The following is a 13,254-nucleotide window of genomic DNA, read 5'->3' on the forward strand; positions in this document are numbered from 1 at the left end:
CGTACCGTCGCTCACTAGGCTAGGGCCATGACCTGCGAGAACGCCGCCTCCTGCCACCCCTCCCGCCGCCAGGTCGTGACCGGCGCGGGGGCCGCTGCCGCCTTCGCCGTCCCGGGCCTCTCCGCCTGCGGGGCGGGCGACGACGGCGCCGCGGCCCCGAGCGGCCCGCCGATCACCGTCCAGGCCGCCGACGTGCCGGTCGGCGGTGGCCTCATCGAGGGCGAGTACGTGGTGACCCAGCCGGAGGAGGGCACCTACAAGGCGTTCAGCTCGACCTGCACCCACCAGGGCTGCAAGGTCACCCGGGTGGAGTCCGAGCAGATCGTCTGCGACTGCCACGGCAGCTACTTCTCCATGACCGACGGGTCGGTGCAGACCGGCCCGGCCCGCGACGCGCTGCCCGAGGTGGGCGTGAAGGACGCCGACGGGGAGCTCACCGTCGGCGGCTGACGGGAGGCCTCCGGCCCCGCTCAGGCGCTGTGCGGACCCCCGTCGCTCCCCTCGTCGCCCAGGCCCGACCGGCGCTCCCAGTCCCGGGCGACCTCCTTGCTGCCGCACGTGTGCCCCGTGCGCAGGGCGGCACGACCGATCATCTGGGCGGCCACCGGCACGGTGACCATGTGGAAGAGCGCCACCAGCGCCAGCCCGCCCCAGACCGCAGGCTCCCGGACCCGCAGGGCGATCCCGAGGACCACGAGGACGACGCCCAGCACCTGCGGCTTGCTGCTGGCGTGCATGCGGGTGAAGAGGTCCGGGAAGCGGACCAGCCCCACCGCCGCCGACAGGCACAGCACCGCCCCGGCCAGCAGCAGGGCCAGGCCCAGCAGGTCCGCCAGCTGCCCGCCGGTCATCGCCGCACCTCGATCGTCGTGGTCGTCGTGTCCTCCACCCGGGTGAAGCGGGCCACGGTCACCGCGCCCACGAAGCCCACCAGGGAGAGCGAGAGCAGCACCGGCACGCCCGTGGTCTGCCGCGCGACCGCTGCCTGCACGCCGATCGCGCAGATCACGATCCCCACGAGCACCTCGAGGGCCACCACCCGGTCGAGCACCGAGGGGCCGGTCACGATGCAGTAGACCACCACCCCGGCCGACAGGGCCAGGAGGGCACCGACCAGCCACACCACCACGGTCACCACGCTCATCGCGTCTCCTCCTTCACGGTGTCGAGGGGGGTGCTCCCCACGGCCTCGGACTGCAGCATGCTGTCGTCGTCCAGCGGACCCCCCGGCCCGGAGGCCAGGGTGCGCTCGGCGTCCCGGTCGAAGGCCCGCAGGATGCGCTCCTCCTGACGCAGCACCTTCTGCCGGAAGTCCGCCTGCTCCTCGGCGGTGTAGACGTCCAGCGCATGGAGCAGGAGCACGCTGCGGGTCCGGTCGATGTCGACCACCACGCTGCCCGGCACCAGCGTGGTGAACCCTGCCGTGGTCGTCACGAAGAGCTCCTCGGTGCTGCGCAGCGGGACCTCGAAGAGGCTCCCCCCGTGGCGCTCGCGGGAGAACAGGGCCATCCACAGCACCTGGGCGCTGGCGACCACGAGATCCCGCAGGAAGAGCAGCAGCAGGCGGAGCAGGGCGGTCGGCCGGAGGGTGACCGCGACCTGCAGGCGCGGCATCGGGAAGACCAGGACGAGCACCAGCGCCAGGAGGAGCCCGGCGGCCAGGTCCACCCACCCGAAGGACCCCCACAGGAGCATCCACACGAGGGTCAACCAGACGACGGACCACGCGCTCACGCGGCTCCGGACGGTGTCCCAGGGGCTCGGTCGGCTCATCGCGGCACCCCCTCGGGGAAGACCGCGTCCACGTAGGTCTCCTGGCCGATGAGATCCGCGGCGGCCCGGTCGGTGTAGGCGAAGAGCGGCCCGGCCACCACCGTGATCAGCAGCCCGACGACCACCATGAGCACGGTCGGCACGACCACGCCCGGGGTCATCGCCTCGGCGGCGTACTCGTCCGAGGGGCCCTCCTCCTCGCGCTCGGTGCCCCCCTCGTCGAAGGGGCCGCGCCAGAAGGCCCGCGCCCACACCCGGGTGAGGGCGTAGAGGGTGAGCAGCGAGGTGACCGCCGACCCGGCGACCAGGAGCAGCGAGAGCCAGTCACCGGCCGCGACACCGGCCCGCATGAGGCCGATCTTGCCGATGAAGCCCGAGAAGGGAGGCACGCCCGCCAGGTTGAGGGCGGGCACGAAGAACAGGGCCGCGAGGAGCGGCGAACCCGCCGCGAGACGGTTCAGACGCATCGAGGAGGTCGTGCCGCCCCGGCGCTCGATGAGGCCCGCCACGAGGAAGAGCGCGGACTGGATGAGGATGTGGTGGACCACGTAGAAGATCGCCGCGCTGAGCCCCAGCACCCCACCGACGGCGATGCCGAAGATCATGTAGCCGATGTGGCTCACGAGCGTGAAGGACAGGAGCCGCTTGATGTCGTCCTGCACCAGCGCGCCCAGGATGCCGGTGACCATCGTGAGCAGGGCCGCCCCGAGCAGCATCGGGCTGACGCGGTCGTCCGGGAAGAGCAGCACCTCGGTGCGGATGATCGCGTAGACACCGACCTTCGTGAGCAGACCCGCGAAGACGGCCGTCACCGATGCCGGGGCGGTCGGGTAGGACTCCGGCAGCCAGCCGGCCATCGGGAAGATCGCGGCCTTCACCCCGAAGCCGAGCAGCAGCACCAGCTCGATCGTCAGCCGCGTGCCGGGGTCGATCTCCTGCATCCGGGCCCCCAGATGGGCGAGGTTCACGGTGCCCGCCGCGGCGTAGACCAGGGCGATGCCGGTGAGGAAGACCAGCGAGGAGAGCAGGCTGACCGCCACGTAGGTGACACCGGCGCGCACCCGGGGCCGGGTGCCCCCGAGGGTGAGCAGCACGAACGAGGCGGCCAGCAGCATCTCGAAGCCGACGTAGAGGTGGAAGAGGTCACCGGAGAGGAAGGTCGTGGACACCCCGGCCGAGAGCACCAGGAGGGTGGGGTGGAAGACCGGCAGCGGGGACTGGCCGTCGCTCTCGTCGTCGAAGGAGGAGCGGCCCTCCCCGATCGAGTAGAGCACCACCCCGAGGGTGACGATCGCGCTCACCAGGAGCATGAGCGCACCGAGCCGGTCGGCCACGAGCACGATGCCCTCGTGCGGCATCCACCCACCGACGTTGACGACCTGGGGGCCGTGGCGGTCGCTCACCCCGACGAGCAGGGCGGCCACGACGACGGTCGTGGCCAGGGCGCTCACGGTGAACACGCGCTGCAGGGTGGTCCGGCGGGAGGCCACCAGCGTCGCCCCGGCCGCGATGAGCGGGACCACCACCGGCAGCGGCACGAGGTGGGCGGCGGTAAAGCTCATCGGCCCTCCTCCTCGGGGTGCGCGGTGTCGGTGGAGGCCTCGCTGAAGACCTCGTCGGGATAGTCGTTGTCCACGGAACGGCGCGAGATGCGGAGGTTCTCCGGGTCGGCCTCCACGAGGTCGCTGCGGGAGATCTGCCACGAGCGGTGCGCCAGGGCCAGCACGAAGGCGCTCATGGCCAGACTGATGACGATCGCGGTGAGCACCATCGCCTGCGGGAGCGGATCGGCCATGGTCGAGGGGTCGTTCTCCCCGCTGATCGGGGGACGCCCCGCCGGCCCGCCGGCGACGAGGAACAGGATGTTCACACCGTTGCCGAAGAGCAGCATGCCGAAGAGCACGCGGACCAGGCTCCGGGAGAGGAAGAGGTAGACGCCGCAGGCCGACAGCACGCCGGCCACCAGGCAGAGGGTCAGGTTCGGGATCATGCGCGGGCCTCCCGCTCCACGTCGATCTCCCGGTCCAGGGAGGCCCCCAGCGAGGTGAGGATGTCCAGCAGCAGACCGACCACCACCAGGTAGACGCCGACGTCGAAGACGACCGAGGTGACCACGTGCACCTCACCGAGGGGTCCCAGCGGCAGGTCGTGGACCCAGGTCTGCAGGACCTCGCCCCCGACCAGCATGGAGAACAGCCCGGTGCCGGCCGAGAGGAACAGGCCCAGTCCGAGGAGCACACCGGGGACCACCGGCAGGGCGGCCTGCATCTCCTCGCGGCCCCCGGCCAGGTAGCGGACGAAGATCGCCAGGCCGGCCACCAGGCCGGCGGCGAAGCCACCGCCGGGCGCGTTGTGCCCGGCGAGGAGCAGGTAGACCGACCAGACCATGATCGTGTGGAAGAGCAGGCGGGTCACCACCTCGAGCATCAGCGAGCGGCGACGCTGCGGCATGGCGGTCGGGGCGGGGATCCAGCGGGACCAGTCCTCGGCGGCCAGCGCGTGCCGACGCCGCTGCCCCAGCACCCTCCGGATGTGCTGGACGTTGCTGCTGGTGCGCTCGGCGTGCAGGAAGACCAGGCTGGCCACACCGGTGGCAGCCACGAGCACCACGGAGAGCTCACCCATCGTGTCCCAGGCGCGGATGTCCACGAGGATCACGTTGACGACGTTGTGCCCACCCCCGAACTCGTAGGCGCTCTCCGCCATGCCGACGGACGCCGGAGGGGCCACGCGCGCCCCGGAGGCGACGATGCCCAGACCGGTGACGGTGGCGCCGACCAGCACCCCCAGCGCAGCCCGCAGGCGACGGTCGTGCCGGGTGGACTCGTCCACGAACCGGGTCGGCAGGCGGCGCAGGACGAGCACGAACACCGCGATGGAGACCGTCTCCACCAGGATCTGGGTGAGGGCCAGGTCGGGTGCGCCGTGCAGCAGGAAGAGCAGGGCCACGCCGTACCCGGTGACACCCAGCAGGAAGACACCGCGCAGACGACGCCGCGACCGGGCGGCCGCCACGGCGGCCACGGCCACGGCCACGGCGACCGGGAACTGGGCGGGGACGTCCCACGGCCGGACCTGCTCCGGCCAGGCCGCGTGGACCAGCAGGGAGCCACCGGGCAGCAGCACGAGCATGCCGAAGACGAGGGCGAGGTTGAGCTCCAGCGAACCACGCTGCAGGAAGCCGGTGACCTCCGTGGCCCCCCTTTCGATCTGGCGGATCATCCGCCGGTAGACATCCTGGGCGGTGGGCAGGTCCGGCGCCGCCACCTGCACGGCGGTCACCGTTCGCCGCCCCAGGACGAGCAGGGCACCGAGCGTGATGGTCAGGACGGTGAGGAGGAGCGGCATCGTCAGGCCGTGCCACAGCCCCAGGTGGACCGGGTGCCGGCTGGCCGGCCAGGTGCCTCCGGCGGCCGCCAGGGCCGGCTCGAGGCGTCCGGCGAGGGGTGCGGCCACCAGCCCGGCGAGGGCCAGCGCACCGGGCACGGCCACGAGCAGCGGCGGGACCTGCTTGACCGGCGTGCGCTGGCCGACCTCCACCTCGGGGTCCCGGGAGCCCAGGCCGACCACGAGGAAGCGGCCGCTGTAGGCCAGGGTCAGGGCCGAGCCGAGCACCGCGACGGCCAGCACGGCCCACTGCAGGGGGTCGCCCCCGTGGGGTCCGCCGTGCCAGAGCGCCCCGTAGACCGCCTCCTTGGCCACGAAGCCGAGGAAGGGCGGGATCCCGGCCATGGAGGCCAGCGCCAGCAGGCAGGTCCACCAGGTGACGGGCAGGGAGTGGCGCAGGCCGCGCAGGAGGCGCACGTCGCGGGTGCCGGTGGCCTGGTCGATGACGCCGACCGCCATGAAGAGCGCGGACTTGAACAGGGCGTGGGAGAGCAGCAGCGTCAGCCCGGCCAGGGCAGCGTCCGCCGTCCCCAGACCGAGCACGAGCACGAGGAAGCCGAGCTGGCTCACCGTCCCGTAGGCCAGGAGGAGCTTGAGATCGTACTGGCGCAGGGCCCGCCACGCGCCGAGCAGCATCGTGGTGCCACCGAGGACCAGGACGGTCCAGCGCCAGACGGGGAGCTCGGCGAAGGTCGGCGCCAGGCGGGCGACGAGGTAGACACCGGCCTTCACCATGGCGGCGGAGTGCAGGAAGGCGCTCACCGGGGTGGGGGCCGCCATCGCGCCGGGCAGCCAGAAGTGGAAGGGGACGATCGCCGACTTGCTCAGTGCCCCGACGAGGACGAGGAGCACCCCGCCGGTGGTCACCGGACCGCTCGGCGACGCGGCGAGGATGTCCGAGAGGCGCGTCGAGCCCACCTCGTGCGCCAGCAGCAGCAGGCCCACGAGCATGGCCAGACCGCCGAAGGTCGTGACGATCAGCGCCTGGCTGGCCGCCACCCGGCTGGCCTTGGCGCGATAGGTGTGCGCCACGAGCAGGTAGGACAGGACGGTGGTGATCTCCCAGAAGATGTAGAGCATCAGCACGTCGTCGCTGAGGACCAGCCCGACCATCGCCCCGGCGAAGACCGTGAGCGAGGCCGCGAAGGCACCCAGCCCCGGGTGCCCGCGGCGGAAGTAGGCCGAGCAGTAGAGCAGCACCAGGGTGCCCACCACGCCGACGACGACCGTCATCAACCAGCCGAGCGCGTCCAGCCGGAAGGACAGGTCCATCTGCAGGGTGGGGACCCAGCGGACGTCCTCGGTGGGTGGGGTGGCGGACAGCGCGGCGCGGGTCCGGGTCAGCGCCCAGCCGGCCGTGGCGGCCGGGGCCAGGGCGAGAGGCCAGAAGGCCCGGGGGCCCAGGAGACGGACCAGGAGGGGCGCGATCGCTCCGGCCACGAGATGCAGCGTGACCAGCGCGATCATCGGGCTCCCTCGGGTCGTCGAACAGGCGGCGGCCCGCAACTCGGCCGAGCCGGCGCTCGAGGCCCGGTGGTGCGGGATCACAGGATAGGGGGCCCCGTGGCCGGCCGCACCCGCCGGGGCCGGCCGGGGGGCTGGTCAGCCGATCAGGGCGAGGCCCAGGCCGAGGAAGGCCAGCGCCGCCGCGCCGTCGATCCAGCGGGCCGCCCGCCGGTAGAGGCGCACCATCGCCGGGCGACTGGCCGCCCAGGCCAGGAAGAGGAACCACGCGGTGCCGATGACGAGCATCTCGGCCAGCACGACACCGTGGCCGGCCCACCCCGTCGAGGCCGGGATGAGCGAGCCGAAGAGGGCACCGAAGAAGACCAGTGCCTTGGGGTTGGCCACGTTCGTGAGGAGCCCCAGCCGGAAGGCACGGACCGCGGGGAGCTCGGCCGGGACGGGCGCTGCGCCGCCCGCGGCCTCCTCCCCGGCGGGCTCGGCGGGCTCGGCGGCGGAGCCCGGGCGCAGGACGCCCCACAGGCCGGTGACGCCCAGGGCGATGAGCACCAGCGCCCCGGCCACCCGCAGGGCCGTGCCGAGCAGGGGGTTGGCCTGGACGAGGGCGGTGAGGCCCAGCAGCGCCAGGACGATCCACACGGTGATGCCGGCCATGACCCCCACCGCCACCCAGGAGGCCGCCACCCGGCCGTGCCGCAGCCCGGTGCGCAGGATGGCCACGAAGTCCGGGCCGGGGGACATCACCCCGAGCAGCCAGACGGCGGCCAGCGAGAGGTAGACGTCCATGCACGGAGCGTAGGCACCTCCCCGCTCCCGGACCAGCCCCCGCGGTGGGGGATGCTGGCCGCCATGAGCACCCAGCACGACACCACGCACGCTCCCCGCTGGACCGCCTCGAGCGCCGTGGCCCTGGCAGAGCTGGCCGCCCTGGCCGTGGTCCTGGGCGCTCTGGCCTCGGTGCCGGCCCGGCACAAGGATCTCGCCCTCGGGGCCGGTGCCGGCGCGGTGGCGGTGTGGGCGGCGCTCATGCTCTGGCGCGCCCTGCGTCGCGAGGCCAGCCTGGCCTGGACGGTCGGGCTGGCCCTGGGGGTCATGGGATCCCTCGTGGCCGGGCTGGGCCTGGCCACCTCCGTGCTGCCCGACGGCGCCTGGCCCGTGGGGGTACGGCTGCTCGGCCTGTGCCTGGTGCTGCTCACGGTCGCCGAGGTGCGCTGGCGGCACCGCGACCAGGGGGTCACCGGGCCGGGCCTCAACGAGATGGCCTTCGCCGCGCTGGCCACCACCTGCCTGCTGACCCCGGGCATCGGCCTGCACGCCGTGCTCTTCAGCGGGATCTCCCTGCTGGGGCTGCACACGGTCATCGACGCCGCCGAGCGGGCCGGCCTGACCGACCTCTCCCCCGAGCAGGGCACCGAGAACCCGCCGGGTCGGCTCGAGCGCTGGCTGCGGATGAACGGGGCCTCCGGGGCGGACCGGGAGGAGGTCGTCGGCGCGCTCTACCTGGAGGGCCCGGACGCCCGCAGCCGCACCGCCCAGTTCCTCGTCCAGATGGCCCTGGCCACCGCGATCGCCACGCTCGGGGTGGTCACCGACTCCACCGCGGTGGTCATCGGCGCGATGGTCGTGGCGCCCCTCATGATCCCGATCATGGGGGTGGGCCTCAGCCTGGGCATGGGGTGGCCGCGACGCCTCGGCAACTCCCTCGCGGTCGCCGGCCTGGGGATCGCCGTGGCCCTCGCCTGCGCCTTCCTCATCGTCCGCGCCCTGGACCCGGGGCTGTCGGTGGTGGCGAACACGCAGATCGCCTCGCGGACCGCGCCGTCGGTGCCGGACCTGCTCATCGCCGTGGCCTCCGGGGCGGCGGGGGCGTTCGCCCTCTCCCGCAGGGGGCTCTCCACCTCCCTGCCCGGGGTGGCGATCGCCATCGCGCTCGTGCCGCCGCTGGCCGTGGTGGCCACCTGCCTGGAGCAGGCCGCCTGGGCCGAGGCCGGCGGTGCCGCGCTGCTCTTCGTCACCAACGTGGTGTGCATGGCGGCGGCCAGCGGGCTGACCTTCGTCCTCTCCGGCGTGGTCCCCGTCTGGTCGCTGGATCTCAACCGCAGGCGCATCGGGTCCTGGGGCGTGGGGGTCGGCGTCTCGGTCGGGCTCGTGCTCAGCGTGCTGGGCCTCGGCGGGATCCCCGGCGTGTGATCCAGCCCCAGCCCCGCTCCCGGCGGGCGGCGCGCTCGGCGGCCCGCTGCCGCCGGGCCTCCTCCTCGCGCCGGCCCTCCTCGGCCGCAGCGGCCGCCCGGGCCCGGGCGGTGCGGGCGGCCTGCTGCCGCCAGACCACGAGGTACTCCTCGATGTCGACCAGACTCACCACCGGTGGTGAGGCGGGGCCGGCCACGGGCTGGCGCCGGTCGTGGAGCACCCGGGCGTTGAAGTCCTCCAGGTGCGCCCGTGCCCGCTCCTCGGTGGGCAGGGTGAGCACCTTCCCCAGGAGTCCCTCCTTCTCGCGCCGCAACCGCAGGACCACGGGCAGCGCCTGGGAGAGGTCGGCCTGCTCGCGGCGCAGCTTGTCGCGCGCCCACCAGTCCGGGTCCGACGGGCTGTCCAGGCCCACCAGGGGCTTCCCCGCCCCCGGCAGGTGGTCGAAGGCCCCGGCCCGCTGCGCCTGGCGGATGGACTGCTCGGCCACGGTGGCCGCCCGCTCCACGGTGAGCTCGGGACGCGGGTCGTCGGGCTCGCCGGAGGGAGCTGGCTGCTCGGGGTCCCGGGGCGGTTCAGCCATGCCCCGAGCCTAGGGAGGCGGTGCCCGGCGGGTCACGGGGGACGGAATTCTCGTACCCGAAACGTTTCCCCGCCGTACACCGCGCGGTCACCCCGACGCGGATCCGTCGTCATCGGACATCCCTAGCGTGCTACGGCACGACTTCCCCGACCCCCAGGAGGCCTTCATGTCCACCTCCCTCAACCGCCGCGCGATCCTCACCGGCGCCGGTGTCACCGCGGCCGGCGCCGCAGCCTCCGCCGCTGCGGCCACCCCCGCCGCCGCCACCCCGGTGCGCGGTGGTATCGAGCGCACCGGCCTGCGCTTCCGCCCGAACGGTGAGTTCACCGTCGTGCAGTTCAACGACACCCAGGACACGCACACCACCGACGTGCGCACGCTCGCCCTGCAGGAAGCGGTCCTGGACGACGTGCGCCCGGACCTGGCCCTCATCAACGGTGACGTCATCAACGGCGACATGAGCACCACCGAGCAGGTGCGCCAGGCGTTGAACAACGTCGTGCTGCCCATGGAGGAGCGCGGCATCCCGTGGGCGATCACCATGGGCAACCACGACGAGGACTCCGCCGGGAGCAGCGGGATGACCGAGCGGCGGATCCTCGAGTTCGTCCGCCGCTACCGTCACAACGTCAACGGTGCCGGCGCCCGCGGCATCACCGGCACCGGCAACATGGTGCTGCCCGTCCGGGGCTCCCGCGGGGGCCGGGCGAAGGCCGCCATCTGGCTCCTGGACTCCGGCCGCTACGCCCCGGACGAGATCGCCGGCCAGGACTTCGAGGGCTACCCCGACTGGGACTGGCTGCGCTTCGACCAGGTGGACTGGTACCACCACACCTCCCAGCAGCTGGAGCGCAGGAACGGCGCCCCCGTCCCGGGCCTGGTCTTCCAGCACATCGCCCTGTGGGAGCACCGCTTCATGTGGTGGGACAGCGTCGACTCGCGGACCCCGGCCGACCACACCCGTGCCCTCGAGAAGCACACCATCGTCGGTGAGCGCAACGAGGACGAGTGCCCCGGCCCGTTCAACTCCGGCCTGTTCAACGCGATGCTGCACCGGGGTGACGTGCGTGGCCTGTTCGTCGGCCACGACCACGTCAACACCTACGTGGGCAACTACTTCGGCATCCGGCTGGGGTACGGCCCCGGGACCGGGTTCGGCGCCTACGGCCTGGGCGGCGCGCAGAACCACCGCCTGCGGGGCGCCCGTCTGTTCCGCCTGACCGAGGACAGCGACGACCTGTTCACCACCGAGCTCCGCTTCGCCCGCGACTACGGGATCGACCTGAGCGACGGGTACCAGCCCAGCGAGCCGCGCCCGCTGCCGCCGTACGTGCGCTGACGACGGGTCGCCTGCTTCCCCCGTGGGGACTCGCAGGGGGTCGGGCCGGAGGGTCCGGCCCCCTGCGACCATGCAGCATGGGCACCCTGCTGTACGACCCCGACTGCGGCTTCTGCACTCGCTCGGCGCAACTCCTGGCACGCTGGCCGGTGACCTGCCGGATCGAGCCAATGACCCCCGCCCGGCTGGCCGAGCTGGCTGTCGACCCGGCACGGGCCGCGGCCGAGATCCCGTTCGTGCACGCCACCGGAGAGGTGGCGTACGGCGCCGCCGGGATCGCCGCGGCGCTGCGGACCTCCCGCGCAGACCGCTCCGCTCCGACCGGCCGGCTCCGTGCCGTCGCGGCCGCCCTGCTGCGGCTGGCCGGGCGGATCCTCGCGTCCCCCGGCATCGCCCCCGTGGCGGCGCGGGTCTACCGGTGGGTGGCCGAGCACCGGCACGAGCTGCCCGGCGGCACGGCGGCCTGCGCGCTCGCCCCGGCCCCCCGCGTCAGCCCCGGCGGCCCGCCGGGTGCACCATCGCGATGACCTCGGGCGCCCAGTCCGCCAGCCAGTCGGGGCGCAGGCGCCCCACCTCCACCCAGCCGAGGTGCCGGTAGAGGGCGACCGCCCGGTCATGGGTGGGCAGGACGTCCAGGCAGGGCACCCTCCCGGCGTCCAGGACGTGCTCGGTCGCCCGCCGCAGCAGCGCCACCCCGGCCCCCAGCCCCGTCGCGTGCAGGCCGACGAAGAGCGCCCCGACGACCCGCAGCTCCTCCGGGGCACAGCCGGCCCCCTCGCACCAGGCGAGGGTCTCCTCCTCGCCCTCCGCCCCGCGCGCGATGCGGGTGACCGCCACGTGGCCGAGCAGCTCCTCGACCCCGCCCCGGCGGTGAACGGCCACCCAGGCGGCCTCCTCGGTCGAGCGGGCGAGGAAGGCTGCCACCGCCTCCAGCTTCGGTCGGACGTGCGGGTAGTCCGAGACGGGCTGCTGCTCCAGGAGCAGCTCGCCCAGCCCAGGCAGGTCCTCCGGACGGCGCGGCCGCAGCTCGACCCCGCTCATCCGGCATCCCCCGGCGCGCTGCCCGACTCCGGGCCGGCCGGCTCGACCACGTGGGCGATGTGCCCCAGCGACCGCCAGATCACGACCAGGGTCAGCCCCGACCCGACGAAGCCCACCCAGAACGGGGCCGTGATGCCGAAGGCGTCGGCCAGCAGGCCGCCGATGGGCATCCCGACGACCATGCCGCCGGTGAGGCCGACGAGGTTGATCGAGCTCATGCGGCCCATCATGTGGTCCGGGGTCGCCCGCTGCCGGACGGCCGACGAGGTGGAGCCCCACACGAACGTGTAGAGACCGAACCCGAAGAGCGCCGCGTAGCCGACCCAGGCCCAGGTGGCCGTGGCCATGACCAGGTGCCAGAGGACCTCCAGGGTGAGGCAGACCCGCATCAGCGTGGACAGGGCGTAGCGGGCGGCCAGCCGGTCGAAGGCCAGGACGGCGATGATGCCGCCGACCGCCGAGGCTGTGGTGAGCAGGCCGAAGCCCACGGCCCCCAGACCGAGCCGCTGCTGGGCCCACAGGACGAGGACGCCCCAGCCCATCGCCCAGGTGATGTTGAAGGTGAGGATCGTGAGGACCAGGGTGCGCACGGCCGGGTTGTGACGCAGCCAGACGAGGCCCTCCACGACGTCGGCGTGGACGCTCCGCCGGGCGGGGGTCCCGTCCCGGTCGTCGTCGACCTCCGTGGCCGGGTGGGACGGCAGGACGATCCGGGTGACGCAGGCCGCGGCCAGGGCGATGAGCAGCATCCCGGTGGAGAAGGCCCACACGCTGCCCAGGGCGAAGAGGCCCGCCCCCAGCGCCGGCCCGACGAGCTGGTTACCCACCAGCGCGGTACCCATCATCCGCGAGTTGCCCAGGACCAGCTCCTGCCGGCCGACCAGCGAGGGGAGCAGGGTCATCCCCGCCGAATCGGTGACCACCTCGGCGACGCCCAGGAGCAGCATGACCGCCAGCACCAGCCCGATCGTCGCGTGCCCGCTGAGCAGGGTGGCCACCAGCAGGGCCAGGACCACCACCCGGGAGAGGTCGCCGGCGATGGTCATGCGGCGGCGGTCCCAGCGGTCGGCGAGCGCCCCGACCCCCAAGCCCAGGACGAGCCACGGGAGCCGGTTCATCATCGGTGCGGCGGCCACGAGGAGGGCGCTGTCGGTGAGCGAGGCGACGAGCAGGGGGCCGGCGGCCAGCACGATCCCGTCGGCGAGGTTCGCCGCGTAGGCACCACCGAGCAGCCAGCGGAAGCTCGGGCCGAGGCGAGCAGGGGCGAACCACTCCAAGGCACGGCCCGGGAGGGCGGTCGGTGCGGGGTCAGTGGGCACACCGGAAGGCTGCCACAGGCGGTGCCCGGACGAGCCACGCCAACCCCACCGTCCTCGTCCAGGCCCACCGCTCTGCCTCAGGGCCACGGTCCGCTCACCGTGGGTCTGGACGAGGAGGGTGGGCCTGCGGTGAGGACGGTGGGGCTGGGCGGTGGGCCTGG

14 protein-coding genes are annotated in these 13,254 nt (G+C 73.7%); 4 read left to right on the plus strand and 10 right to left on the minus strand.

Annotated features, from left to right (window positions below; translation table 11 throughout):
• Positions 1-27 precede the first annotated feature (27 nt).
• Positions 28-450, plus strand: a complete 423-nt coding sequence (locus tag CFT82_RS09605) for a QcrA and Rieske domain-containing protein (RefSeq protein WP_088818921.1) — start codon at positions 28-30, stop codon at positions 448-450.
• Positions 451-470: 20 nt separating this feature from the next.
• Here the strand turns inward: CFT82_RS09605 and mnhG are convergent, their stop codons facing one another.
• The 7 genes from mnhG to CFT82_RS09640 all read right to left on the minus strand — a co-directional run bounded on the left by mnhG (position 471) and on the right by CFT82_RS09640 (position 7,410).
• A complete protein-coding gene (mnhG, locus tag CFT82_RS09610) occupies positions 471-851 on the minus strand; it encodes a monovalent cation/H(+) antiporter subunit G (protein ID WP_088818922.1) in 381 nt (126 codons plus the stop codon).
• A complete protein-coding gene (locus CFT82_RS09615) occupies positions 848-1,144 on the minus strand; it encodes a monovalent cation/H+ antiporter complex subunit F (protein WP_200815124.1) in 297 nt (98 codons plus the stop codon). Before CFT82_RS09615 ends, mnhG begins: the two co-directional genes overlap by 4 nt.
• Entirely contained in the window at positions 1,141-1,773 is a 633-nt protein-coding gene (locus CFT82_RS09620) for a Na+/H+ antiporter subunit E (RefSeq protein ID WP_088818923.1), read from the minus strand. Before CFT82_RS09620 ends, CFT82_RS09615 begins: the two co-directional genes overlap by 4 nt.
• Positions 1,770-3,335 carry a Na+/H+ antiporter subunit D gene (locus CFT82_RS09625; protein WP_088818924.1) on the minus strand — a complete coding sequence of 522 codons (1,566 nt, stop codon included), beginning with the start codon at positions 3,333-3,335 and terminating at the stop codon, positions 1,770-1,772. Before CFT82_RS09625 ends, CFT82_RS09620 begins: the two co-directional genes overlap by 4 nt.
• On the minus strand, positions 3,332-3,763 hold the full coding sequence (locus CFT82_RS09630; RefSeq protein ID WP_088818925.1) for a Na(+)/H(+) antiporter subunit C: 432 nt from the start codon (positions 3,761-3,763) through the stop codon (positions 3,332-3,334). The genes CFT82_RS09625 and CFT82_RS09630 overlap by 4 nt, the downstream gene beginning before the upstream one ends.
• Complete coding sequence (locus tag CFT82_RS09635; protein ID WP_088818926.1) at positions 3,760-6,627, minus strand: Na+/H+ antiporter subunit A; 2,868 nt, start codon at positions 6,625-6,627, stop codon at positions 3,760-3,762. Before CFT82_RS09635 ends, CFT82_RS09630 begins: the two co-directional genes overlap by 4 nt.
• Positions 6,628-6,762: 135 nt before the next feature.
• Positions 6,763-7,410 (minus strand): LysE family translocator, encoded by a 648-nt coding sequence (locus CFT82_RS09640; RefSeq protein WP_088818927.1) that lies wholly within the window; start codon positions 7,408-7,410, stop codon positions 6,763-6,765.
• A 63-nt stretch (positions 7,411-7,473) separates the two neighbouring features.
• Here CFT82_RS09640 and CFT82_RS09645 point away from each other — a divergent pair, with 63 nt between their 5' ends.
• Positions 7,474-8,814 (plus strand): DUF389 domain-containing protein, encoded by a 1,341-nt coding sequence (locus tag CFT82_RS09645; protein WP_159461901.1) that lies wholly within the window; start codon positions 7,474-7,476, stop codon positions 8,812-8,814.
• Here CFT82_RS09645 and CFT82_RS12130 read toward each other — a convergent pair.
• Complete coding sequence (locus CFT82_RS12130) at positions 8,777-9,394, minus strand: DnaJ family domain-containing protein (RefSeq protein WP_088818929.1); 618 nt, start codon at positions 9,392-9,394, stop codon at positions 8,777-8,779. The genes CFT82_RS09645 and CFT82_RS12130 overlap by 38 nt on opposite strands.
• A gap of 166 nt (positions 9,395-9,560) precedes the next feature.
• Between CFT82_RS12130 and CFT82_RS09655 the strand changes: the two genes are divergently transcribed.
• The gene (locus CFT82_RS09655) at positions 9,561-10,733 is read left to right on the plus strand and encodes a metallophosphoesterase family protein (protein WP_088818930.1); all 1,173 of its coding nucleotides are present in this window, start codon (positions 9,561-9,563) and stop codon (positions 10,731-10,733) included.
• A 77-nt stretch (positions 10,734-10,810) separates the two neighbouring features.
• The gene (locus tag CFT82_RS09660; protein WP_088818931.1) at positions 10,811-11,260 is read left to right on the plus strand and encodes a thiol-disulfide oxidoreductase DCC family protein; all 450 of its coding nucleotides are present in this window, start codon (positions 10,811-10,813) and stop codon (positions 11,258-11,260) included.
• Here the strand turns inward: CFT82_RS09660 and CFT82_RS09665 are convergent.
• Both CFT82_RS09665 and CFT82_RS09670 read right to left on the minus strand, forming a co-directional pair.
• Entirely contained in the window at positions 11,223-11,774 is a 552-nt protein-coding gene (locus CFT82_RS09665; protein WP_088818932.1) for a GNAT family N-acetyltransferase, read from the minus strand. The genes CFT82_RS09660 and CFT82_RS09665 overlap by 38 nt on opposite strands.
• Complete coding sequence (locus tag CFT82_RS09670) at positions 11,771-13,093, minus strand: MFS transporter (RefSeq protein WP_088818933.1); 1,323 nt, start codon at positions 13,091-13,093, stop codon at positions 11,771-11,773. Before CFT82_RS09670 ends, CFT82_RS09665 begins: the two co-directional genes overlap by 4 nt.
• Positions 13,094-13,254 lie beyond the last annotated feature (161 nt).

Origin of the sequence: Kytococcus aerolatus (genome assembly GCF_900187395.1) — a bacterium.
Lineage (GTDB): Bacteria > Actinomycetota > Actinomycetes > Actinomycetales > Dermatophilaceae > Kytococcus > Kytococcus aerolatus.